Genomic DNA, 23,640 nt, shown 5'->3' on the forward strand with positions numbered 1-23,640 from the left:
GGACTAATTTTTTTAGCACCACAGCCTTTTTAATTACTATTCTATAAATTTTAAATACTCTTCGTAACCTTCTTCTTTCATTTTTTCTTTAGGAATAAACTTTAAAGAGGCTGAGTTAATACAATATCTGAGTCCACCCTTTTCTTCTGGTCCATCGTTAAATACATGACCCAAATGCGAATCCCCTTCTTTACTTCTAACTTCTACTCTATGCATACCGTGAGTAAAATCTGCTTTTTCTTTTATTGTCTCTTTCTCTATAGGTTTTGAAAAAGCTGGCCATCCACAACCTGAATTATATTTATCAGTAGAAGAAAATAAAGGTTCTCCTGTAACAATATCTACATAAATTCCTTCCTTAAATAAATCATCATATTCATTACTAAAAGGTCTTTCAGTAGCATTTTCCTGAGTAACTGCATACTGTATATCTGTTAATTTTCTTTTTAACTCTTCCTTTGAAGGTTTAACATACTTCTTCATACTGCCCCTCCTTAGATTCAATATAATTTTCTGCTTTTTCTAGCACTTTAGAATTTTGAGCTAATCCTAGCCCCATCCAAAATAACGGTGCAACATTTATAACACTTATATTAAAAAAGCTTTGAATTAAATATCCAATAAAAGTTATGCTTATTATAAAGTTTATCTTACTTTTCCACATATTTTTTATATTATTCTTAAGGGATAAAAATATAAACACTAAATATGCAATCAAGGCTGGTATCCCCATGGTAGCTGCTATTTGAAGAAATTCATTATGTGCCTTATCTATTATAGCTCCATAAGCATCTATATAATCTTGTCCATCTTCTGGGAAATACTTTTCAATACTATATCTAAAGGTGTCAGTCCCACTTCCAATCAAAGGATTCTTTTCTATAGCTTTTAACGCAACCTTCCATATATACACTCTAGCTGATCCTAATGCTTCATTTGTTATCTTTCCATTTTTAAGAAGATCTCCACTAGCAGATTTAGTATCATATATTAATTGGTCACTACGACTGCTTATTTTTTCTCCAGAGGTATAATCTAATATACCGAAAATGCTAATAAAAGCAATCATAAGTATAAGAGCTCTAGTTAAATACTTTTTATTAAAGTTAATTATTATATAAACTGCCCCTAATAATGAATAAGCTATAAAGGCTATCCACCCGCTCCTTGTTAATGTGCATAGTAATGAAGCAAATAAAACCGCAGCTACCCCTATATACACTTTTTTACCCTTCAATATATATAAGACTATAGTGCAAGGTAAAAATAAGCTTATATAAGCTGATAAGAAATTTCTATGCCCTTGAGTCCCTATAGAATTAAAAAGCATTCTAGCATGATAACTATCCTTAGGTATAGGATCTATGTTATAAAATTGAAAGATAGAATATATTGAGATAATTACTGCTGGTACTAAAACAGCTAGGATTACTTTTTTATTTATCTCTAAATAATTTTTCCCACAGTAATAAGTTAATCCATAAAATAATAGCATTATCACCCCTTCATACCTAATCTCCGTACCAAATATTGATACCATAGGTTTAATTGAAAAGATGGTGCTTAATAAGGCTATTCCTAAATATATAATCAACACTCTATCATTTTTATCTAAGCTTATGTTTTTTCTATCTCTTAATAAAATAAATATTAAAAGAAAATACATAATATATAGAAATATAGTTTTAGGTAAATAATAGCTGTCATCAGAGAATGGATGCATTATTAGAGGCATAGCTCCAGCTATTATAGCTAATATTAATGTTATTTCTTTTTTGAACATATAATCCCGCCTTAATCGTCAATTGAGGAAATTATCTTTTTCCCTGTTATTATACTTATCACAATAACTATTACACTTATAATAGCTATTATAGCAAGTAATTTCCAATTATCAAAGGATAACTTATATCCAAAAAAACTTGATACAAAAAGAGCCGGTATTCTAGCTATGGATGAATATATTATAAAATCTTTATACCTTATCTCTGAAACACCGCAAATATATCCCAATATGTCTTTAGGTATTCCTGGAATTAAATATGTAAAAAAAACTATTTTCTTAAGTTTTTTATCCTTCATAGGATGTTCTTTAAACTTTTCAAGCTTATGTATTATCCAAGTGTCTTTTTCTGACACAATTTTACTTACAAATGGTTTACCTAATTTTCTTGATATAAAAAAGACAACAGATGTTCCTAAACAAATCCCCAAAAAAGACAATAAAAATCCTCTTATAGGACCAAATATAAACCCCGCACTTATCTGCATTATATCTCCTGGTATAAAGAATATAACAATCTGAACTATCTGCAGTGCAATATAGATTATAAAGCAATAGTTTCCATATCCTAATATAATCCCTTTAATACTTTCAATATCTTTAAATACCAAAACTATTTTAGAATAATATTGAACCATCAGCACAATAGCAGCAATAATTAGTGGAATTAAAAGCAATTTAATTTTTTGTTTTTTAATAAATTCTTTCATATATATCATCCCTTAAACGCTTATTTAGATAATTATATAAATAAATAATCTATAAAGAAAGAGCCTGTTGGTTACAAGCTCCTTAATTATTTCTTAATTATTATTCTATCCAAATATTTGTGATTTTATCTCTCTAAATTAATATTATGAAATTCTTCTATCTTTTCATTAGATAATACTGTTTTTTTGCTTCCTTGAGTATTTAATTTATTAAATACAGTTTTAGCTCTCATTGGAGCTACCATTCTAGCTGCTCCATTTATACAGCCACCTTCACACATCATTCCTTCTATGAAGTTACCATCTAATCTTCCTACTTTTGCTAGAGTCATAGCTTTTTTAATTTCAGCTTCTCCACTAACCTTTACAGGTTTAAATTCTATTTCTATTCCTTTTTCTGAAACAAAGTTTTCAATAGCTGAAGTTAATCCACCATGTATTCCAAAACCTCTACCAAATATAGATGCATCCTCTACAACCTCAGCTTCGCAATTAGCTGGATCTACATCAAAGGCTTCTAAAAGTGCAAATAACTCTTCAAAGGTTAAAACATAATCAACTGCATCAGCTACAGATTCTCTTACTGCTTCACTCTTCTTAGCTGTACAAGGTCCTATAAATACCACCTTAGCTTCTGGATCTTTTTCCTTTATATATCTTCCTGTTGCAACCATTGGAGAAACTGTTCCAGATATTCTTTCAACTTGATCTGGGAATTTCTTTTCTATATAACTTAAGAATCCTGGACAACAGGAGTTAGTCATATATTTATCTCCATTTTCCATTCTTTCAACAAATTCATTAGATTCATGAACAGTAACAGCATCAGCTCCACATGCAGCTTCAACCATATCCTCAAAACCTAATTTCTTTATAGCATTTTTGATTTGTCCATAAGAAACCTTCATTCCAAATTGACCTGATATTGCTGGTGCTACAACCGCATACATCTTTCTTCCTTTAGATAATCTTTTAGCAACTGGTGCAATTAAACTCTTGTCTGAAATAGCCCCAAATGGACACGCAGATACACAAGCTCCACAGTTAATACAATCTTCTTCTTTTATCATAGCTCTTCTATCTTCAGTGTTAACCGCTAAGGCTCCTGTTGGGCATGATACCTTACATGGTCTCATAACTTCTGAAATAGCATTATAAGGACACGCTGACTTACATCTTCCACACTCTTTACAAGTTTCTTGATTTATATAAGCTCGTCCTCCTACCATAGAAATAGAATTAACTGCACAAGATTCTAAACATCTATGTGCCAAACAATTTCTACATTGATCAGTTACTGTATATCTATTAATTGGGCATCTATCACAAGCCGCCTCTATAACATAAATTATCTGTTCATTTGGTCGTATGTCTATTAATTCACAATTTATTTTATCTCCATCTGCTAAATATCCTGCTGCAAGCTTTGCTCTTTCAGCAACTATAGCTCTTTCCTTATATACACAACATCTGTATCTGGGCGTTTCATCTGTTATTATTTCATAAGGTATTTTTTCTAATTCTTCTTGATTTAGCCTATTTTCCTTAGCTAAAATTGCAACATTTTTTAATACTTCATGTTTCAATTTATTAAGTTGGGTTTCAAACTGGAACATTCTAACACTCTCCCATTTTTTAATATTACTTTATAATTATACCACATTTTATGTTAAAATAATAACAAACTTCGACTTATAGAAACTTTCTTAATGTGCCAAAATTACCTAAAGTTTATTATATTTTTACTACAGTTAATCCTTTTCATTTTCTATATTATTATCAAATTAAAGTTTTTAAGTAAAAGTTTACACTTCTAAGTTTTATTTATTGTGAAATAATATAGAATATAAACTTATTTTATTGGAGGTTTTATGAACACTTTTATTTGCGCATTATGTGAAAGAGAAGTTTCAGAACTAACAGAACATCATTTAATTCCTAGAGAAGAAGGTGGAAGACATCTTGGAACTATAATGATATGCAAACCCTGCCATGCTCAGATTCATGCTTTATATTCTAATAAAGAACTAGCACTACACCTATATAAACTATCATTACTTAAAGAAGATGAAAAAATTAAACGTTACTTAAAATTTATAAAAAAACATCCTGGTGACAGCCATATAAATATAAAGAAATCAAGAAATGTACGTAAAAAGAGATAAAAGAAAAGAGAGTACTCGACCCTCTTTCCGATGTATTACATATACATGTATTACAAATTTTGTATTACAATTTAATATTATTTTCTCTTGCATAATAGAATAGATACTGTTGAGCAAACCCAGAAAGTTCTTTAAATTTATCTCTCGCAAATATTCTTATTTTAGGTAATGACACATCTGGTGCTAAATAAAAATGTTGCATAGCTCTTTTTACCCATACATCAACTGGGAAAGATGAGTATTTTCTCATAGAAAAAAGCATTATACAATCTGCAACTTTTGCTCCAACCCCTTGAAACTTTTGAAGTTCAACATGACACTCATCATCACTTAAACTCTTTATTCTATCTAAACTAAATTCACTATCATTTCCCGCTTCAATAGCCACATTAACCTTTTCTACAGTATCAACTATGTATTTACTTCTAAAGGAAGCTCCAGTATCTCTAATTTCATCTAAGCTTGCTTTTCTAAGCTCATTAGGAGTAGGAAATGCGTAATAAGTATTCCCTTTATACTCTAATTCTTTTCCCCATCTTTCAGATATCTTTTTAATAGTTTTCATTATTACTGGAATAGAGTTTCTCGCAGATATTATAAAGCTCACTACCAATTCAAATTGATCTTGATTTAATAATCTTATTCCATATCCATATTCAACAGCTTTATTTAAAAGTTCATCCTTAGATAACTCTTCCTTTATGCTGCCGTAGTCTCTTTCTAAATCAAAATAATCTATCCATATGTTCTCAAAATCTTCTTTGTTAGTATTATGAATTATTATAGTATCCTCTTTTTGCTCAAGCTCAATTACTTTGCCATAAACAACTCCGATGTAAGTGTTATCTTTAGTCTTTTCCCATCTAAAACATTGGCCACATTCAAAGGTCTGTTTTATATTAAAGTTTCTGCATTCTTTTAAAATTACTTTATCATCTAAAAACTCTACATTTTTAAAATCCATTCCTCAAACCTTACCTCTCTTAATTCTATATATATTTAAAATTCTACCTATTTCTTTATTCTTGCATGAAATCACATTAAGTATTCTACAATTTATTATATCATATTATAGCATATTTTGGCTTTTTTAATAAGTACAAAAATACTTGTTAATTTTTCGAAAGATATTTTTATAATTATTCTTTATAATAAAATTATGCACAAATTGTAATAATAAATAGAATGGGGAGAAACATATGATTACTTTAGAGGATAAAAAGAAAGAATTTTATAAGGCCTTGTTAGATAAAAACCCTGAGTATGATGGGACTTTTTTTGCTGGTATTAAAACAACAGGAATATTCTGTCATGCAACATGTACAGCTAGAAAACCAAAGTTCGAGAACTGCGAATTTTATTTAACTGCGGAAGAAGCATTATTATCTGGATTTCGTCCATGTAAAATATGTAATCCACTCTCCTATCCAAATGACATCCCTGAAGAAGTAACACTATTAGTTAAGGAAGTTGAAAAAAATCCTGAAAAGAAATGGAAGGAATCAGATTTCCATGAACTTGGAATTCATTCTGCTACAGCAAGAAGAAAATTTAAGGATGTTTACGGTATGACTTTTGTTCAATATGCTCGTTCTAGGAGAATGGGGTTGGCCTTTAAGCAAATATTAGCTGGAGATAAAGTGATAGATCAGCAATTGTCACTAGGATATGAATCCTCAAGTGGCTTTAACGATGCCTTTACAAAGATTATGGGAAACCCTCCAAAGAAAACTAAGGCTACGCTTATAAATGCAAATATAATCTCAACACCTATTGGACGAATGATAAGTTTATCTGATGCAAATTATCTATATTTACTAGAGTTTATGGATAGAAGAGGCTTAGAGAAGGAAATTGAGAAATTGCGCAATAAACACAATGCTAGAATAATACCCGGACAAACTGAAGTTAACAGTAATCTTGAAGAACAGTTGAAATTATACTTCCAAAAGAAACTACAAACTTTTTCAATCCCCTTATTTAAAGATGGATCACCATTTCAAAAACAAGTGTGGGAAATCCTTGAGACAATACCCTCTGGTACAACCTGCACCTATCAAGACATTGCTAATAAATTAGGAAACAAAAACTTCGTCAGAGCAGTAGGTAATGCAAATGGTGCAAATCAATTAGCTATTATCATCCCTTGCCATAGAGTAATAAAAACTAATGGCAATTTAGGAGGTTACGCTGGTGGAGTTGAAAGAAAAAAATACCTATTAGAGCTAGAAAAGTATTCCTTTTAAGAGTATTTTTCGACTCATTTTACGCTATACTTATATACTATTAAATTTGCTCTTGAAAGGATACTAATTTAATGAAATTCCTTTTAGTCTCAACATAATACAATATAATTACTATATTATGATATAGCGTTATTACGACATTAGGACATTGCTACATTACGCACCTATGCCCTGTAGGAGCTCTCCTCAGCTCCATTAAATTCCGTTTGGTCTCAACATAATAAATTGCGACATTACGATATTGCGATATTAGGACATTAAGGCATTGTGATATTACGACATTAAGACATTAGGATATTAGGATATTAGGATATTGCTACATTACGACATTCAACCATTCAACCATTCAACCATTCAACCATTCAACTGGTGCTAGTATAGTTTTATGGACACATTTTAATAATTATTTATAATTAAAGTTAAGAGAGGTGTGTCCAAGTGAGAAGAAAGACTTATACAGAAGATTTTAAGAAAATGGTAGTGGAAGTTTATAATACTGGAAAACCAATTAAAGATATATGTGAAGAATATGGCGTATCAAAAGCTACTCTAAATAACTGGACTAATAGTGCTCAAGTTAAGCAGAAAATATCCCAAAAGCCTGTTATAGCTAAAAAGAGTAAAGCCACTGAAGAGAAGAACAAAGAAAACTCTAAAGAGGTCGCAAAATTAAAGAAAGAAAATGAACGAATTAAAATGGAACTTGAAATATTACACCAAAGGCGGGCTTTAGCCAAAAAAGCTATCGCCATATTCTCAAAGGATCAAGAGCTGTAATTAAATTTATTGATGATAATCATGGAATTTATCCAGTAAGGCTTATGTGTAAATTGCTGAATATGCCTAAGAGTACTTACTACCAATCTTATCACCATACTCCGTCCCAGAGGGAATCGGAAAACAGAGTATTGAAAGAAAAAATACTTAAAATTTATAACGAAAATAAATGTAGATATGGTGCTCCTAAAATACAAAAGTCTCTTGAACAATCTGGTTCTTATATAAGTATTAAGCGAGTTCAAAGATTAATGAAAGAGTTAAATATTCGTTCTATAGTAGTTAAAAAATTTAGACCAGTAAAGTCTAGTAAGAAAGTGTTAGAACGGGTAAATTTACTAAAACAGGACTTTAAAACTACTAAACTAAATGAGAAATGGGTAGGGGATATAACTTACATTCATACATTAAAGGACGGATGGTGCTACTTAGCTTCTATTATGGACTTGTATACGAGAAAGATAGTTGGCTACTCATTTTCAAAGACTATGGATTCTTCTGTAGTAATAGCTGCTTTAGATAATGCATATAAAATCCAAAAGCCAACTGAATCGCTTATTTTTCACTCTGATCTTGGAGTTCAATACACAAGTACAGAGTTTATTAATAGACTAAAAAAATATAGAATGAAAGCCTCAAATAGTAGAAAAGCATGTCCTTATGATAATGCCTGCATAGAGTCTTTTCATTCCATTTTAAAGAAAGAACAAGTTAACAATGTTCAATATTATGATTATGAAAGTGCAAAATTAGATTTATTTATTTTTATTGAATCCTGGTATAACCGTAAAAGAATTCATGGTTCTATCGGTTATATCACTCCGCAAATGAAAGAAGATCTTTTTAGGATGATAATTTAAGAATTAAAATGTGTCCAAAATATTGACCTAGGTCCACAACCATAGGGTAGTCTACTTTTTCTGCCTACCCTTTATTCAATATTTCATAAAAAAGTTGATTTATTTTAATTTTTATTAGCAAAAACTTTAATTGCTGAATATTTTATATATTATGGGTAGTATCTAAAAAGACTGTAAAACCAACCTTTTAAGTTAGCTCTACAGTCTTATCTTTATCTTTTACTTAAATATTCATGGATTCCATTAGCAGCTCTTTTTCCTGCTCCCATTGCTAGGATTACTGTTGCAGCTCCCGTTACTGCGTCTCCGCCTGCGTATACTCCGTCTTTTGTTGTTTTTCCTGTTTCTTCTTCAACTACTAGACATCTTCTTTTATTTATTTCTAGTCCTTTTGTTGTTGAAGATATTAGTGGGTTTGGCGATGTTCCTAGAGACATTATTACTGTGTCTAGTGGCATTATGAATTCTGAACCTTCTACTTCTACTGGTTTTCTTCTGCCTGAGGCATCAGGTTCCCCTAGCTCCATTCTTATGCACTTCATCCCTGTAACCCAGCCTTTTTCGTCTTGTTGTATTTCTACTGGGTTTGTTAGAAGGTCAAAGATTATTCCTTCTTCTTTTGCATGGTGTACTTCTTCTACTCTTGCTGGAAGCTCTGCTTCGCTTCTTCTATATACTATATGAACTTCTGCTCCTAGTCTTAAAGCTGTTCTTGCTGCATCCATTGCAACATTTCCACCGCCAACTACTGCTACTCTATCTCCAACTCTTATAGGAGTGTCGTAACCTTCTTTGAAGGCTTTCATTAGATTGCTTCTTGTTAGGAATTCATTTGCAGATAGTACTCCGTTTGCATTTTCTCCTGGTATTCCCATGAACTTTGGAAGTCCTGCTCCGGAGCCTACGAATACTGCTTCAAATCCTTCTTCTTCGAATAGCTGATCTATTGTTATTGTTCTTCCTACGATAACGTTAGTTTCTATTTCTACTCCAAGTTTCTTTACATTTTCTATTTCTGTTTTTACTACTGTTTCCTTTGGTAGTCTAAACTCTGGTATTCCGTATACTAATACTCCACCTGGTTCATGTAATGCTTCAAATATCTTAACTTCATAACCTAGTCTTGCTAAATCTCCCGCACAGGTTAATCCTGCTGGACCTGCCCCTACTACTGCTACTTTTTTGCCGTTTGGTTCAGCTTTTTTAGAGATATCTACATTGTTTTCTCTAGTCCAGTCAGCTACGAATCTTTCAAGCTTTCCTATAGCTACAGCTTCACCTTTTACGCCTAGTACACATTGTCCCTCACATTGGCTTTCTTGAGGACATACTCTTCCGCATACTGCTGGAAGTGAGGATGCTTCTGCTATTACTTCTGCTGCTGCTTTTATGTCTCCATCTTTCACCTTTTGTATAAAGGCTGGTATGTTAATAGATACTGGACATTTATCTACACATCTAGGTTTTTTACAGTTTAAACATCTTGAGGCTTCTAGGTTAGCTTCTTCATCTGTGTAACCTAAACATACTTCTTCGAAGTTTTTTGCTCTTACCTCAGGTGCTTGTTCAGCTATAGGTATTCTTTTCATTCTATCCATTATTCTTCACCTCCGCAGCCACAGTTTTTGGCATGGTGGGTATCCCCTTCGACTTTTTTAAGTTCCACTCTTCCTTCTTGAGTCTTGTACATAGCTTGTCTTCTCATTGCTTCATCAAAGTTTACTAGGTGTCCATCAAATTCTGGACCATCTACACAGGCGAACTTAACTTCGTTTCCCACAGTTACTCTGCAAGCTCCACACATTCCTGTTCCATCTACCATGATTGGGTTTAAACTTACTATTGTATTTATATCTAACTCTTTAGTTAGTAAACATACGAACTTCATCATTATCATAGGTCCTATTGCTACTACTAAGTCATATTCTTTTCCTTGATTTTGTACTAAATCTTTAAGTACTTCTGTTACTAATCCTTTATGTCCATAGGAACCGTCATCTGTTGCTATATATAGGTTTCCTGCTACTTCTCTCATTTCTTCTTCTAATATTAATATGTCTTTACTTTTTGCCCCTACTATAACATCAACATTAATTCCTTTTGAGTTTAGCCACTTAACTTGTGGATATACTGGTGCTGTTCCAACTCCACCTGCTATAAACACTATTTTCTTTTTCTTTAACTCCTCTAAATCTTCATGTACCATTTCTGAAGGTACTCCAAGTGGGCCTACAAAGTCATGGAAGTAATCTCCTTCATTGTAAGTAGCCATTTTTTGTGTTGATCCACCTAAGGTTTGGAACACTATTGTTACTGTTCCAGCTTCAGCGTCATAATCACATATGGTTAATGGAATTCTTTCACCTTTTTCATCCATCTTAACTATGATAAATTGTCCTGGACTTGATGATTTTGCTACTCTTGGTGCTTCTATATCCATTAGATAGATATTTTCGTTTAGTTGTCTTTTTTTAACTATCTTGTACACACATATCCCCCCAGATTATCTATTAATAAAACTTTTGCCATGATAATATATTAACATATTTTTCGTTATTCTTTAATTAATTTATTAATGTTTTTCTTATTTTAGTATCAATCATTAAATTATATAGAGAAATTAGCTTAAGAGAATCTATTCCCCTAAGCTAATTAATTATTAGAAATCTACTTTAGTTCCGTAGTAAGCACATTCATACACTTTTTGCATTTGTTCTTTATCTATTGTTCTTGGATTAGATCCAGTACAAGCATCAGCTACAGCTCTTTCAGCCATAAGTGCTGCTTTTTCTTTAAATAAATTTTCATCAATTCCATACTCTTGTAATGAAAGTGGAATATCCATTTTTCTATTTAATTCTCTAATTGATTCTGTTAAAGAATCTACTAATTCTTCATCAGTTTCACCCTTTAAGCCTGCACATTTAGCTATATGAGCATATCTATCCATACATGCCTTTTTATTAAAATCTATAACATATGGAAGGTATATTGCATTAGCGCAACCGTGAGGTATATGGAATACTGCTCCTGATTTATGGGCCATAGAATGAGTTATTCCAAGTAGTGCATTTGTAAATGCCATTCCTGCTAAACATTGAGCATAATGCATTTGTTCTCTCGAAGACTTATCCTCATTATAAGAATCAAATAGGTGTTCATAAACCATTTGTATAGCTTTTATTGCTAAAGGATCTGAGAAAGGTGAATTTAAAGTTGCTACATATGCTTCTATAGCATGAGTTAAAGCATCCATTCCTGTATGAGCTGTTAACTTTTTAGGCATAGTTTCAGCAAGGTCTGGATCAACTATAGCAACATCTGGTGTTATATTATAATCCGCTAATGGGTATTTTATTTCTGTCTTATAGTCTGTTATTACAGAGAAAGCAGTTACTTCTGTAGCTGTTCCTGAAGTGGAAGGTATTGCTAAAAATCTAGCTTTATTTCTTAGTTCTGGAATAGTGAAAGGATCTTTTATATCATCAAAAGTTTTTTCTGGATGTTCGTAGAATACCCACATAGCTTTGGCAGCATCAATTGGTGAGCCACCACCCATAGCTATAATCCAATCTGGTTCAAATTCTCTCATTAATTCTGCACCTTTGAATACTGTTTCTACTGATGGATCTGGTTCAATTCCTTCGATAAGTTTAGTTTCTATTCCTGCCTCTTCTAAGTAGCTTATAGCCTTGTCTAAGAATCCAAACTTCTTCATGGATCCTCCACCTACAGCTATAATTGCTTTTTTACCTTTTAGAGTCTTTAAATACTCCATTGAGCCTGATCCGAAATACAAATCTCTTGGCAAAGTAAATCTGTTCATATACATCCTCCTCAAAATAAATTCCCTCATTTTATCCTACATTTACCACAATATATATTATATACCTCTGTGATAATCTTAACAATATGTCTTATAATATTTAATAAATTGTTGAAATAATATACTCTTAATTATGTAATAAATTCTTCCTTATATGTGCTATAATATTCTACAGTAACTTATTCATAAGGGGGCAGAACAATGTATTTGGACAAAATAAAAGAGGCTAGAAATACAATAAAGGATGTAGTTATAAAGACTCCCATAATGTATAGCGATATTTTTTCTAAAGAAACAAATAACAAGGTTTATATGAAGTGCGAAAATCTTCAATTAACTGGAGCCTATAAATTAAGAGGAGCTTTAAACAAACTTCGTTCATTAACTGAAGAGCAAAAATCTAAGGGAGTTGTATGCTCATCTGCAGGTAATCATGCTCAAGGTGTGGCTTATGCTGCAACACTTGAAGGTGTTAAGTCAAAAATAGTTATGCCTAAAACTACTCCACTTATAAAAATTCAATCTACTAAAAACTTTGGTGGAGAGGTAGTTCTTCATGGAAACGTGTATGACGATGCCTACGCTGAAGCTAGAAGAATTGAGGAAGAAGACGGATTATATTTTCTTCACCCTTTTAACGACATAGATGTAATACTAGGACAAGGAACCCTTGCTTTAGAAATTCTTGAAGAGATAGACGATATAGATGTAATAGTTTGTCCAATAGGCGGAGGGGGACTCATTAGTGGTATTGCCTTAGCTGCAAAAGAATTAAAACCTTCTATTAAAGTAATAGGTGTTCAGGCAGAGGGAGCTAATGCTATGGAACTATCCTTTAAAAAAGGTTCTTTAATAAGCCTCGATACGGTTAGCACAATAGCAGATGGTATAGCTGTTAGGGTGCCTGGTGATTTAACCTATGAATTTATAAAAACCTATGTTGACGATATAGTAACAGTATCTGATGCAGATATAGCAGAAAGCTTCATTCTTCTTACAGAAAAACATAAACTTTTGGCTGAGGCTTCTGGTGTAGCTTCATTAGCTGCTTTAAAGAAATTAAATCTAGAAAATAAAAAGATTGTTTCTATTATAAGTGGTGGAAACATAGATATGGTTACTATCTCAGCACTTATTAATTCTGGTCTAGTATCTAGAGGAAGACTTTTCTGTTTTTCAGTTGAACTTCCTGATACTCCTGGACAACTATTAGAAATTTCAAGAATATTAACTTCAGTTAGAGCTAATGTAATCCAGCTTGAACATAATCAATTTAAGGCTATAGACAGACTTAAAAATGTACTTCTAGAAGTTACAGTTGAAACCAATGGCCACTCACATATAGAAACAATTAAAAACGAGTTATCTAAAAATGGATATGTAATAAATCATGTTTATTAGATAAAAGAGAGCAGTCACTTTTAAAGCTGCTCTCTTTTATATATCCATGTATTTAATTATTTTATTCTACTTTAAGAAACCATTGCTAAATTTCCTTTATCATCTCTATTACATCATAAACTAATTTCTCACCCTCACCCTTATCAAGGGGTGAAAGCATAACTTCAAAACATCCTTTTTCATAAGCCTCTTCATCTGGAATATATCCTATATAACCGTTACTATAAGTTACTATAATAACCTTTTTATCAGAAAATTCATTTTTAATCTTATCACCTAATGATGAAAATAATTCCCCGGGAATATAAACCATGTAAACATCATTAGCTTTTATGAAACTCACTTTTAAATCTATTGTTTTGATATCTTCAAAACTTCCTAATAAGTCTAGATTTCTTCTTGCTCCTTCTAGTTCAAAATAGTAAGGTTTTATACTATTTTTATCTAAGCCTTTGTCTAAAGCTTCCTTTATTTTTACTTCTATCTGAGACATTTTAGCTCTTATACTTTCCTCAGTGCCGATTTTTTTAACTTTTAATGAAATAGTTTTTGATCTAATTGTTATTTTAGACAATTCTAGCTCTTCATTAGTATCCGTAATTAGATTCAGGACTTCTTTGCCTAAAGTCCCTCCAATTCTCTTAACTTCATTAAAAGAGGATTCTTTTTTAGTAAATCTAGTGCTTATGTTTCCACAAGCCCCATTATAAAACATAGCTACAGCCACTCCACTATCTTCTAAAACTTTTGAGGTTTCTCCTACAAAATCAGCAGTTATATATTTGTTTGCACCTTCCATAACTGTAGGATGACAAGCGTAGTTATATATTACTGCTTTTCTTTTACTTTCAGTTTCTATGTTTATAGTCTGTAATAAATTATCTATATAATTTGAAGGATTGTTTCTATCTGTACATATTCCTTCTACTGTTTTTCTATTATAATATATTTTAAACTTCTCCATAGAGTTTTGAGATTTTTCTATAGAAGTTATTATTTTCTCTATGATACTATTAGCTAAATCTTCGTTAAATTTATCAAAGGTTCCTAAATATCTTTTATTTATATTTAAATCAGTATTAACAACTCCTGCAATACCTGAGTGAGTATGTGAACAGTTAATCATTATATTTTCTTTTTTTATAGCTAATTTTTCTTCTATATTTTTCTTTATTAAATCAGAAAAATAATAGTCTATAGCTAAAAGGTCTAATTGTATTAAGGGATAAAATTCTCCATCTTCTTTAAAAACTATTACTCTTGCTTTTAAGTCATCATTTACACCACAAGCTACTCTTCCACCATAGCCAGCTATTTTCATTCCTACCTTTAAATCAAATTTTTCCTGTGAAAATGAAATCTCCATATAATCACTCCTATCTTTCTTAATAAAGACGAGTTCCCCTCTTTTATTATTCTTAAAAGAAGGGACTGTCTACATATTTTTAAGCTTCTGCTTCTTCTTGTTCTTTTTTCAATAATTCTTTATCATAAATTTTAAAGAATGGATAAAATGTTATAAATGATATAGTTAAAAGTACAAGCCATAATATAATTGCTTTATAGTCAACAGTTGCAAGGAAGGCATATAGAGGTCCTGGAGTAGTAAATGGTGGCTCTATAATTGCTTTTCCAACTAATCCTGTACTTACTGCAAAGTATGCTAGTGATATGTTTATAACAGGTGTAACTAAAAAAGGTATTGCTAATATTGGATTTAGTACATAAGGTAATCCAAATACTAATGGTTCCCCTATATTAAATATTGCTGGTAATATAGCTACCTTACCTATAGCTTTTAAGTGAGCACTTTTACTTCTCATAGAAAGTACTGCTGGTGCTATATTATTAATAGCATAACAAGACATAAATACGCTTGTAAATATCTTAACTGGGCTTTCTCCACCAGCAGATAATGCTGCATTTGTCATAAGGTTTGCAGTCATTATTGGTGTAACTAAACCACTCATTATACTTGCTCCATGAATTCCTAAAAGCCAGAATAATTTCATCATTAATATAGCAAATAGTATAAATGGAAGTGAATCTGAAGCATTTAATGCTGGAGTTAATAGCTTATTGATAACTTGTGGTACTGATAATCCAAAGTTTGCTTGTAATATAACGCTTATTCCGTAGAATACAATTATTGATACTGCTAATGGTATAATTGAGTCAAATGATGCCGATACTGCTGGTGGTACTCCGTCTGGCATTTTAATAGTAATTTTCTTAACCTTTAAGAATCTTATTATTTCTACAACGCCTATTGCAATTATTATTCCTGTAAATAGTCCTTTAGCATCTAAATATGTAGCTGCTAACACTGACATTCCTTTTTCAGCTCCTGTTGGTATTATTGTTTGAGCTGGTGCACAAAGTAATAAAAATACAATTCCTGTTATTATACTAGAATTTAATTTGTTTAAATTATATTGTTCTGCCAAACTATAAGCTATAGCCATTGTTGCAAATATAGACATTATAGCCATTGTCATTGTATACGGTAATAAAAGCATTCCTTGAACCTTTGGGCTCCATGCAAATACATCTGCACTTACTGGCGGCGCTGCAACAACTAAAAATAATCCACCTATGATTGTAAGAGGAACTATTGCCATCATACCATCTCTTACTGCTTTTAAATGTTTTTGCCCACTGATTTTATCTCCTATAGGCATTAAATATTTTTCTAAGAATCCACTGAACTTTTCCATTAAACTTTGACCGTTCATTAATTTCCCTCCTGATAATTGTATTTTTTAACCGATTTCATTTAAGTTATTATTTTGCTTTCTAAATCCTTAATTTTTTCTTCCATCTCTATCATCTTTTCTATAAGGTCTCTAGCTAATATTGATGTCATTAGATGATCTTGAGCATGTACTAAAAGTAAGTTTACTTCTGTTTTATCTCCCCCTGCTTCCTTTTGTATCAAATTAGTTTGTATTTTATGAGAACTTAATAGTTCTTTTCTTGCTTCTTCCATTAATTCTTTAGACTTTTCAAAGTCACCTTCAGATGCTGCGCTCATTGCTTCAAAAACTGAACTTCTTGCAGCTCCTGAATATGTTATTAATTGAAAAATTATTTCTTCCATATCATTCATTTTCTATATCTCCTTATAAACTGCATATATTATTCTAATTATTTATTCCCTAATTTTCTTGCTTGTTCTAATACCTTATCGCCTCTGCACATACCATAATCAGTCATGTTTATTACATCTACTGGAATATTGTATTGTTTTGCAACATTTTCAAATTCTGCTTTTTTAAATCTTATTTGAGGTCCTAAAAGTACTACATCATATTCTTTAACTACATCGTTAAATTCTTCTGCTGCCTTTGCTTCAATCACCCAATCTTGTTCATTATCCTTTAGATTTTTCTGCATTTTTTGTACAACTAAGCTTGTAGACATTCCTGCTGCACAAACTAATAAAATTTTCATCCTTATCTCTCCTTTGTTATAATGATTTATAATTAACTAATTCAATATTGCTTTTATTTATAAGTTCTTTTATTTCACTACTTGTTAAAACTCTTAATTCTTCTTCACGGTGTTTATTGTAACTTGATATCTTCATTATCTCTTCATCTGCAAAACCTGGATGTGTCATCATCTCTACAGTTCCTTCAAAATCCTTATACTTAAGTAAGATCTCTTTAAGTTTTTCTATAGTAACATTATCACCATAAAATTCTTTAATGAAGTAATCAGGTCTTTTAACTTCTTTGTCAGCTAACGCTTTAAATTCCTCTGTATTTTTTCTCAAAGGTACCTTATATTCTTTTGCTAAATTCATTACTAAGGTAAATAATTTTTCTTCCATTGCATTAAATCCATGATGTACATCTAAATGATCTAAGGCTAGTCCTGTGTACAGAAATTTTTCTATCTGCGCTTTAAGTTCTTTTTCTATTTCCTGATAGCTATAACCCTTAGGTATTAATTTAGGATTTTTATAGAAACTACCTTGTGAATCTATTATTGTTTTTACATCCTGAGGCTTACTTATAGGCTTTAAAGCAGTTATATTTAAATGAACTCCCATAGATTTGATTCCAGCTGCTTTAGCTAAAGCCAAACTTTCTTCAAAATATGCTGAATTAACCATAGCTGACGTATCCGTTATTACTCCATTTTTTAATCCTTCGATTATACCTTTAGATATTCCTAAAGTTAATCCAAAGTCATCAGCATTAATAATTAGTCTCATTTTTTTCCTCCCTAAACATATAAATTTAAGAATTTATAAAGCAATTATTTTCAGATCTTTCGCTATATGAAACTTTGCATGAGTTAAGCTTTTTAACTCTTCTAAAGTTAGTCCTTCTGCTATTTCTCTAAGCACTAACCCCTCACCTTTAACCACGTCAATTACTGAAAGGTCAGTTATTATTTTATTTACTTGCTTTGCAGCTGTAAGTGGAAGTACACATTTTTCTAATATTTTAGGCTTTCCATCTCTATTTACGTGTTCCATTGCAATTATCGTTTTTTTAGCACCTACTACTAGATCCATAGCTCCACCCATGCCTGGAACTTTTTTGTTAGGTATCATCCAGTTTGACAGGTTTCCTTCTTCATCAACTTCAAGAGCTCCTAAAACTGTTATATCAACATGTCCACCTCTTATTAGAGAAAATGAGAATGAGCTATCAAAAAATGACCCGCCTTGAACTATAGTCTTTGGCTTTCCCCCAGCATCTACAATACTTTCATCTATTGTATCTTCACTGCTCTCTGGACCTAAACCTAATATTCCGTTTTCCGATTGAAGTACAACCTGAATATCTTTTGTTATGTAGTTTGCAGCTAAAGTTGGTATTCCTATGCCTAAGTTTACTACATTTCCATCTCTAAACTCTTGAGCTACTCTTCTTGCAATAAGTTCTCTTTTATCCATGTTACGCTTCACCTACCTTTACAATAGCATCTATAAGTATGCCTGGTACCACAACATGAGTTGGATCTATTTCATCAACATATTCCTCAACCTCTACTGCAACATAATCTGCTGCCATAGCCATTATTGCATTAAAGTTTCTAGTTGAACCTTTAAAACTAAGATTGCCATGTTTATCTGCTTTGTGTGCTCTAATAAGTGCAACATCAGCTTTTAAGGGTAGTTCTAGTAAATATTCTATTTCATTAACTTTAAGTTTCTGTTTTCCTTCTTCAACTATTGTTCCTACTCCCACTGGTGTTAGAAATCCTCCCAATCCAGCGCCCCCTGCTCTTATCTTTTCTGCAAGGGTTCCTTGAGGAAATAGTTGAACATCAGCTTCTCCACTCATTAATAGCTTGCCCGTCTCTGGATTAGCACCTATATAGGATGCTATTATTCTAGATGCCTGCCTATTTGCTATTACTTTATATAAGGCACATTCAGTTGTTCCTGTATCATTAGATATGATGGTTAAATTTTTTACTTCTGAATCAGATAAAGCATTAACTAATACTTCTGGATGTCCATTTTTTAAAAATCCTCCAACCATAATTGAATTGCCATCTTTAATCTTTTTTATAACTTCATTAACTGATGTTAGCTTATTCATTAAAAAATCTCCTATTTATAAATCAAATTTCCATCTCTAAAAGTGCAGAACTCAATGTTTTACCATGCATATCAATGGCTAAAGATTTAGTAACCCCACCACCTAAAGCTTTTTCAAGTACAAAGTTAAGTGCTCCAAGTTTTGGGAGTTCATATCTTTTTACTTCACCTTTTACAATTTCATGAAACCATGCTTTTACTTTTTCCTCTGTAACATAGGCTTTTATTTTTTCGTAGTCATCCATGTCATAAACAATTAATGAGATATTAGATATATTTCCTTTATCACCAGTTCTTGAATGGGCTATCTCCCTTAGTTTCATAATTATACCTCCCTATAAACAACTTCAGTTTTTATGGACTCTTCTGGTATTAATATTGAAGCTATAGAAATTATTTCTCTGACATATTTTCTAACTCCACCACCAGCTGCTGGTCCATTTGTATATAAGGCTTCGACTTCATTTCCTATTATTTTTGCATCTTCTTTTGTTTTAGTTCTAGCCGCTACTCTTAATCTAACCTCTGTATAATCACTTCTAAAATTACTTATGCTTTCACTAATTTTATCTTTAAATAGAGAATTAACTCCAATAAAATCTATTCTTAATTCTTCAATAGGAAGCTTTATATATTCTAGTCTTTTCTTTATTACATCTCCAGCTAACTTTGCTCTTTCATATGCTCCTGAGCCACCGTAGCTTATTTCACCTTCACCAATGTAACAATCTTTATACCCTACACTGCTTTTTAGTAAACCGGTCTTCTTTTTACCTTTGGCTCCTTTTATTGAAACTCTATCTTTTCCTATATCTTCAACACTTATTTCTGAAAAATCTGCTATAACGTCAGGTGTAAGGTAATTTTCAGGATCATGAATCTCATATATCAATTGTTCTTTACAAGTTTCTGTAGAAATTACTCCTCCAGACTTTTCAAGTTTTGATAGATTAATTTCTCCGTCTTCATAAATATCAGCTATAGGAAATCCTATATTCCATAAGTCTGGTACATCCTTATATCCTGGATCAGCATAATATCCTCCGCATACTTGAGCACCACATTCTAGTAAATGTCCTGCCACTATCCCTTTTGCAAGTTTATCATACTCATCTTCTTTCCACCCAAACTCATAAATTAATGGAGCTAATACTAATGCAGGATCTGCTACTCTTCCTGTAATTATGATGTCTGCATTATTTTCTAAAGCTTCTATTATTCCTTTAACTCCTATATAGGCATTAGCAGAAATTATCTTATCTTTAATGGATTCAATTTTTTCACCTGTTTCAATAATTTCATAATCCATATAACTCTTTATTTCACTAAATACATCGTCTCCAAGTACTGCAGCTATTTTTAGATTTTTAATATTCTTTTCTTCTGCTATTCTTTTTACAACTTCTGCTGCTGCTAATGGATTTGCAGCACCCATATTAGTAATTACTTTGACCTTTTTTTCTACACATAAAGGTATTATTTTTTCCATTCTATATTCTAATAGTTCGTTATACCCTTTATTTTTATCTTTTAATTTTTCTAGCTGTGCTAAAGATATAGTTCTTTCAGCTAAGCATTCAAAAATTATATAGTCTAGATTTCCATAAGTCATAATATCTACAGCTGGCTCTATTCTATCTCCACCATATCCTGCTCCAGATCCTACTCTAACTTTTTTCAAAACTAACCCTCCTTTACTGCAATCACATATATCTATATAAGCAAGTATTATGCCAAAGTTTTTAACTGCTAAACTGCACTGTTTCTCTGATTTTTATTTCTATATTGTTTATGAATTTCTAAAATTTTAGAAACTTATTATCATAACTTTGTGAAATCCTTTTACAAGCTCTGTAAATATATACAATAAACCTCTTTCTAAAATATTAGAAATCATTCCTTAAAGTTTCTAATATTCTAGAAAGAGGTTATACTCTCTCGTTATTTAATTTTATTGTATAAAGATGCTAAAGAAATTCCTAAAGCCTTTGCGGCTAATTTTTTCCCTTCAACAGTATCTCCATATAGTTTTATTGCTTTTTCAATTTCATTTTTTTCAGTTTCTTTTATTATATCCTCTAAAGTTTTAATAGGAATTAGATTATGTATAAACCCTTCCTCCTGAATCTTTTTGGGAAGATCACTGATTTTTATTTCATTATCCTCAGTCATCATTGCCGCAAATTCTATTGCATTTTTTAACTCTCTCACATTACCTGACCACTTAAAACTTTCTAGTAACTTCAACACTTCTTCATTTAGAGATAAATCTTTTCTGAATTTCTTTTCAATTCTTTTTAAAAAATTCTTTGATAGAGGTATTATATCTTTTCTTCTTTCTCTTAAAGGAAGCAAGTTTACTGTAAATATAGCTATTCTATAGTATAAATCTCTTCTAAATGCATTGTTTTCTATCATTGTTTCTAAGTTTCTGTTGGTTGCTGCTATTATTCTGACATCAATAGGAATTTCCGATACTCCTCCTATAGGTCTAATAATATTTTCTTGAAGAGTTCTTAATAGTTTTGCTTGAAGTTTATAATCCATCTCTGATAACTCATCTAAAAATAGAGTTCCACCACTGGCTTCTAAAAACAGTCCTCTTTTACCACCCTTTTTTGCTCCAGTGAATGCACCTTCAGAATATCCAAATAACTCACTCTCTAAAAAGTTACTTTCTAAAGTTGCACAGTTTATAGCTACAAAGGGCTTATTCCTTCTTTCACTTTCATTATGTATTGCCTGCGCAATAAGCTCTTTTCCAGTTCCGCTTTCTCCAGTTATTAAAACATTTAAATCTTTTTTTGCTATCTTAATCGCAAGTGCTTTTGTTTCAATTGTCTTAAGATCTTCTCCAACTATATCGTCAAAAACATATCTAGCTTGATTTCCTATATTTTTAACTTTATCTTTTAAATCCTTTATTATATCATTTGACTTTCTTAATTCCTCAACTAATTTATATATATCGTTAATTTCATTCAATATAGAAATGCCGCCGACTATATCATTATTCTCTATTATAGGAACTATATTAACTATATACTCTATACCTGAAACCTTTCTTTTAATCCCTATTAGTTTCTTTCCACTTGAAATTACCTCTGGTAGTTTACTTCCTAATCTAACTTCACTTATTTCTTTTCCTATTATATCCTCATAATTTACATTTGTAATTCTAGTATATGCTGGATTTATATATACAACCTTGAACTCTCTATCTGCTATAAGTACTCCATCATACAAAGAGTCAAATATATTCATTTGCCATTCATTAATTTTCATAGTTTTCTCCTGTTTTTATATTCTTAATATAAATTATACCCTAAAATTTATTTAGCTGTAATAAAAAATCCCCCTGCAATAAATTGCAAGGGGATTCTTTGGATTTATATAGTGGTAAAATGTAAGCTAAATTAAGCGTTGTAGTTGTGGAATCCTCTTCCACTCTTTCTTCCTAACCATCCAGCTCTAACATACTTTCTTAGAAGTGAGTGAGCTCTGTACTTAGTGTCACCTGTTTCAGTGTAAAGTACATCCATGATAGCTAGACAAACATCTAGACCTATAAGGTCTCCTAATGCTAAAGGTCCCATTGGGTGATTAGCACCAAGTTTCATAGCTGTATCTATGTCTTCTGCAGAAGCAATATCTTCTGCAAGTATTCCTACTGCTTCATTAATCATAGGGATAAGGATTCTGTTTACAACAAATCCTGGAGCTTCTGCTACTTCTACTGGTTCTTTACCAATAGCTACAGAAACTTCTTTAACTGCTTCAAAAGTTTCATTTGAAGTAGCCATTCCTCTGATTACTTCAACCAATTTCATTATAGGTGCTGGGTTGAAGAAATGCATTCCTATAACTTTATCTGGTCTTTTTGTAGCTGCTGCTACTTCTGTTATTGAAAGAGATGAAGTATTTGAAGCTAAAATAGTTTCTGGCTTACAAATCTCATCTAATTGAGCGAATATTTCTCTTTTAATCTTCATGTTTTCTACTGCTGCTTCAACAACTAAATCACAATCAGCTGCTAAATTTAAATCAGTAGTTCCTGAAATTCTTGAAAGGATTGCATCCTTATCTTCTTCAGTTATTTTTCCTTTTGCTGCTAACTTTTCAACATTCTTTTGAATTCCAGCAAGTCCTCTATCTACAAATTCATCTTTAATATCTCTTACTATTACTTCAAAACCTTTTTGTGCAAACGCTTGAACAATACCTGCTCCCATAGTACCTGCACCAAGAACAAAAATCTTTTCCATATTACTAACCTCCATTATTTTAAGGTATTTTCTAAGGGGGGGAT

General features: G+C 31.5%; 22 protein-coding genes and 1 pseudogene. 4 read left to right on the forward strand and 19 right to left on the reverse strand.

Going from position 1 to position 23,640, the window contains the following annotated elements:
- Window positions 1–36 precede the first annotated feature (36 nt).
- The 4 genes from msrB to P8F83_RS15060 all read right to left on the reverse strand — a co-directional run bounded on the left by msrB (window position 37) and on the right by P8F83_RS15060 (window position 4,109).
- Entirely contained in the window at window positions 37–483 is a 447-nt protein-coding gene (gene msrB, locus P8F83_RS15045) for a peptide-methionine (R)-S-oxide reductase MsrB (RefSeq protein WP_326511764.1), read from the reverse strand.
- Window positions 467–1,783 (reverse strand): O-antigen ligase family protein, encoded by a 1,317-nt coding sequence (locus tag P8F83_RS15050; protein ID WP_326511765.1) that lies wholly within the window; start codon window positions 1,781–1,783, stop codon window positions 467–469. Before P8F83_RS15050 ends, msrB begins: the two co-directional genes overlap by 17 nt.
- Before the next feature lie 11 nt (window positions 1,784–1,794).
- Window positions 1,795–2,493 (reverse strand): TVP38/TMEM64 family protein, encoded by a 699-nt coding sequence (locus P8F83_RS15055; protein ID WP_326511766.1) that lies wholly within the window; start codon window positions 2,491–2,493, stop codon window positions 1,795–1,797.
- A 125-nt stretch (window positions 2,494–2,618) separates the two neighbouring features.
- Window positions 2,619–4,109 (reverse strand): 4Fe-4S dicluster domain-containing protein, encoded by a 1,491-nt coding sequence (locus P8F83_RS15060; RefSeq protein ID WP_326511767.1) that lies wholly within the window; start codon window positions 4,107–4,109, stop codon window positions 2,619–2,621.
- Window positions 4,110–4,364: 255 nt separating this feature from the next.
- On the opposite strand from P8F83_RS15060, the gene P8F83_RS15065 reads away from it, so the two are divergent.
- Complete coding sequence (locus P8F83_RS15065; protein WP_326511768.1) at window positions 4,365–4,658, forward strand: HNH endonuclease; 294 nt, start codon at window positions 4,365–4,367, stop codon at window positions 4,656–4,658.
- Window positions 4,659–4,722: 64 nt separating this feature from the next.
- Here P8F83_RS15065 and P8F83_RS15070 read toward each other — a convergent pair whose 3' ends face one another.
- Window positions 4,723–5,622, reverse strand: coding sequence for a DNA-3-methyladenine glycosylase family protein (locus P8F83_RS15070; protein WP_326511769.1), 900 nt, complete (start codon window positions 5,620–5,622; stop codon window positions 4,723–4,725).
- Window positions 5,623–5,857: 235 nt separating this feature from the next.
- Here P8F83_RS15070 and P8F83_RS15075 point away from each other — a divergent pair, with 235 nt between their 5' ends.
- Together P8F83_RS15075 and P8F83_RS15080 are read left to right on the forward strand one after the other, a co-directional pair.
- Entirely contained in the window at window positions 5,858–6,904 is a 1,047-nt protein-coding gene (locus tag P8F83_RS15075; protein WP_326511770.1) for a bifunctional transcriptional activator/DNA repair enzyme AdaA, read from the forward strand.
- Window positions 6,905–7,342: 438 nt separating this feature from the next.
- Window positions 7,343–8,541, forward strand: a pseudogene (locus P8F83_RS15080) (IS3 family transposase).
- A gap of 212 nt (window positions 8,542–8,753) precedes the next feature.
- On the opposite strand, the gene gltA reads toward P8F83_RS15080, so the two are convergent.
- The 3 genes from gltA to P8F83_RS15095 form a co-directional block, all read right to left on the reverse strand.
- A complete protein-coding gene (gene gltA, locus P8F83_RS15085) occupies window positions 8,754–10,139 on the reverse strand; it encodes an NADPH-dependent glutamate synthase (RefSeq protein WP_326511771.1) in 1,386 nt (461 codons plus the stop codon).
- On the reverse strand, window positions 10,139–11,029 hold the full coding sequence (locus P8F83_RS15090) for a sulfide/dihydroorotate dehydrogenase-like FAD/NAD-binding protein (RefSeq protein WP_326511772.1): 891 nt from the start codon (window positions 11,027–11,029) through the stop codon (window positions 10,139–10,141). The genes gltA and P8F83_RS15090 overlap by 1 nt, the downstream gene beginning before the upstream one ends.
- A gap of 171 nt (window positions 11,030–11,200) precedes the next feature.
- Window positions 11,201–12,367: an iron-containing alcohol dehydrogenase gene (locus P8F83_RS15095; RefSeq protein ID WP_315113451.1), complete on the reverse strand. Its 1,167-nt coding sequence runs from the start codon at window positions 12,365–12,367 to the stop codon at window positions 11,201–11,203.
- A gap of 201 nt (window positions 12,368–12,568) precedes the next feature.
- Between P8F83_RS15095 and ilvA the strand changes: the two genes are divergently transcribed.
- The gene (gene ilvA, locus P8F83_RS15100; protein ID WP_326511773.1) at window positions 12,569–13,768 is read left to right on the forward strand and encodes a threonine ammonia-lyase; all 1,200 of its coding nucleotides are present in this window, start codon (window positions 12,569–12,571) and stop codon (window positions 13,766–13,768) included.
- A gap of 85 nt (window positions 13,769–13,853) precedes the next feature.
- Here the strand turns inward: ilvA and P8F83_RS15105 are convergent, their stop codons facing one another.
- The 11 genes from P8F83_RS15105 to P8F83_RS15155 all read right to left on the reverse strand — a co-directional run bounded on the left by P8F83_RS15105 (window position 13,854) and on the right by P8F83_RS15155 (window position 23,596).
- On the reverse strand, window positions 13,854–15,134 hold the full coding sequence (locus P8F83_RS15105; RefSeq protein ID WP_326511774.1) for a neutral/alkaline non-lysosomal ceramidase N-terminal domain-containing protein: 1,281 nt from the start codon (window positions 15,132–15,134) through the stop codon (window positions 13,854–13,856).
- 79 nt (window positions 15,135–15,213) lie between these two features.
- Window positions 15,214–16,503 carry a PTS sugar transporter subunit IIC gene (locus tag P8F83_RS15110; RefSeq protein ID WP_326511775.1) on the reverse strand — a complete coding sequence of 430 codons (1,290 nt, stop codon included), beginning with the start codon at window positions 16,501–16,503 and terminating at the stop codon, window positions 15,214–15,216.
- Between the two features lie 41 nt (window positions 16,504–16,544).
- Window positions 16,545–16,868: a PTS lactose/cellobiose transporter subunit IIA gene (locus P8F83_RS15115; RefSeq protein WP_326514851.1), complete on the reverse strand. Its 324-nt coding sequence runs from the start codon at window positions 16,866–16,868 to the stop codon at window positions 16,545–16,547.
- A 47-nt stretch (window positions 16,869–16,915) separates the two neighbouring features.
- Complete coding sequence (locus P8F83_RS15120) at window positions 16,916–17,221, reverse strand: PTS sugar transporter subunit IIB (protein ID WP_021800331.1); 306 nt, start codon at window positions 17,219–17,221, stop codon at window positions 16,916–16,918.
- Window positions 17,222–17,237: 16 nt separating this feature from the next.
- Complete coding sequence (locus P8F83_RS15125; protein WP_326511776.1) at window positions 17,238–17,990, reverse strand: carbohydrate deacetylase; 753 nt, start codon at window positions 17,988–17,990, stop codon at window positions 17,238–17,240.
- A 33-nt stretch (window positions 17,991–18,023) separates the two neighbouring features.
- The gene (locus tag P8F83_RS15130) at window positions 18,024–18,680 is read right to left on the reverse strand and encodes a 3-oxoacid CoA-transferase subunit B (protein ID WP_326511777.1); all 657 of its coding nucleotides are present in this window, start codon (window positions 18,678–18,680) and stop codon (window positions 18,024–18,026) included.
- Window position 18,681: 1 nt separating this feature from the next.
- The gene (locus P8F83_RS15135; protein WP_326511778.1) at window positions 18,682–19,332 is read right to left on the reverse strand and encodes a 3-oxoacid CoA-transferase subunit A; all 651 of its coding nucleotides are present in this window, start codon (window positions 19,330–19,332) and stop codon (window positions 18,682–18,684) included.
- Between the two features lie 22 nt (window positions 19,333–19,354).
- Window positions 19,355–19,654 carry an AtuA-related protein gene (locus P8F83_RS15140; protein WP_326511779.1) on the reverse strand — a complete coding sequence of 100 codons (300 nt, stop codon included), beginning with the start codon at window positions 19,652–19,654 and terminating at the stop codon, window positions 19,355–19,357.
- Window positions 19,655–19,656: 2 nt separating this feature from the next.
- Complete coding sequence (locus tag P8F83_RS15145; protein ID WP_326511780.1) at window positions 19,657–21,012, reverse strand: acyclic terpene utilization AtuA family protein; 1,356 nt, start codon at window positions 21,010–21,012, stop codon at window positions 19,657–19,659.
- 260 nt (window positions 21,013–21,272) lie between these two features.
- Complete coding sequence (locus tag P8F83_RS15150; protein ID WP_326511781.1) at window positions 21,273–22,616, reverse strand: sigma-54 interaction domain-containing protein; 1,344 nt, start codon at window positions 22,614–22,616, stop codon at window positions 21,273–21,275.
- A 131-nt stretch (window positions 22,617–22,747) separates the two neighbouring features.
- Window positions 22,748–23,596, reverse strand: a complete 849-nt coding sequence (locus P8F83_RS15155; RefSeq protein ID WP_021800324.1) for a 3-hydroxybutyryl-CoA dehydrogenase — start codon at window positions 23,594–23,596, stop codon at window positions 22,748–22,750.
- Window positions 23,597–23,640: the final 44 nt, after the last annotated feature.

The organism is Clostridium intestinale, assembly GCF_035905475.1.
GTDB lineage: Bacteria > Bacillota > Clostridia > Clostridiales > Clostridiaceae > Clostridium_T > Clostridium_T intestinale.

Bases quoted from the DNA above. Each gene is read 5' to 3' on its own strand.
- msrB (WP_326511764.1), bottom strand. From the start codon at position 483: ATGAAGAAGTATGTTAAACCTTCAAAGGAAGAGTTAAAAAGAAAATTA.
- P8F83_RS15050 (WP_326511765.1), bottom strand. From the start codon at position 1,783: ATGTTCAAAAAAGAAATAACATTAATATTAGCTATAATAGCTGGAGCT.
- P8F83_RS15055 (WP_326511766.1), bottom strand. From the start codon at position 2,493: ATGAAAGAATTTATTAAAAAACAAAAAATTAAATTGCTTTTAATTCCA.
- P8F83_RS15060 (WP_326511767.1), bottom strand. From the start codon at position 4,109: ATGTTCCAGTTTGAAACCCAACTTAATAAATTGAAACATGAAGTATTA.
- P8F83_RS15065 (WP_326511768.1), top strand. From the start codon at position 4,365: ATGAACACTTTTATTTGCGCATTATGTGAAAGAGAAGTTTCAGAACTA.
- P8F83_RS15070 (WP_326511769.1), bottom strand. From the start codon at position 5,622: ATGGATTTTAAAAATGTAGAGTTTTTAGATGATAAAGTAATTTTAAAA.
- P8F83_RS15075 (WP_326511770.1), top strand. From the start codon at position 5,858: ATGATTACTTTAGAGGATAAAAAGAAAGAATTTTATAAGGCCTTGTTA.
- gltA (WP_326511771.1), bottom strand. From the start codon at position 10,139: ATGGATAGAATGAAAAGAATACCTATAGCTGAACAAGCACCTGAGGTA.
- P8F83_RS15095 (WP_315113451.1), bottom strand. From the start codon at position 12,367: ATGAACAGATTTACTTTGCCAAGAGATTTGTATTTCGGATCAGGCTCA.
- ilvA (WP_326511773.1), top strand. From the start codon at position 12,569: ATGTATTTGGACAAAATAAAAGAGGCTAGAAATACAATAAAGGATGTA.
- P8F83_RS15105 (WP_326511774.1), bottom strand. From the start codon at position 15,134: ATGGAGATTTCATTTTCACAGGAAAAATTTGATTTAAAGGTAGGAATG.
- P8F83_RS15110 (WP_326511775.1), bottom strand. From the start codon at position 16,503: ATGAACGGTCAAAGTTTAATGGAAAAGTTCAGTGGATTCTTAGAAAAA.
- P8F83_RS15115 (WP_326514851.1), bottom strand. From the start codon at position 16,868: ATGGAAGAAATAATTTTTCAATTAATAACATATTCAGGAGCTGCAAGA.
- P8F83_RS15120 (WP_021800331.1), bottom strand. From the start codon at position 17,221: ATGAAAATTTTATTAGTTTGTGCAGCAGGAATGTCTACAAGCTTAGTT.
- P8F83_RS15125 (WP_326511776.1), bottom strand. From the start codon at position 17,990: ATGAGACTAATTATTAATGCTGATGACTTTGGATTAACTTTAGGAATA.
- P8F83_RS15130 (WP_326511777.1), bottom strand. From the start codon at position 18,680: ATGGATAAAAGAGAACTTATTGCAAGAAGAGTAGCTCAAGAGTTTAGA.
- P8F83_RS15135 (WP_326511778.1), bottom strand. From the start codon at position 19,332: ATGAATAAGCTAACATCAGTTAATGAAGTTATAAAAAAGATTAAAGAT.
- P8F83_RS15140 (WP_326511779.1), bottom strand. From the start codon at position 19,654: ATGAAACTAAGGGAGATAGCCCATTCAAGAACTGGTGATAAAGGAAAT.
- P8F83_RS15150 (WP_326511781.1), bottom strand. From the start codon at position 22,616: ATGAAAATTAATGAATGGCAAATGAATATATTTGACTCTTTGTATGAT.
- P8F83_RS15155 (WP_021800324.1), bottom strand. From the start codon at position 23,596: ATGGAAAAGATTTTTGTTCTTGGTGCAGGTACTATGGGAGCAGGTATT.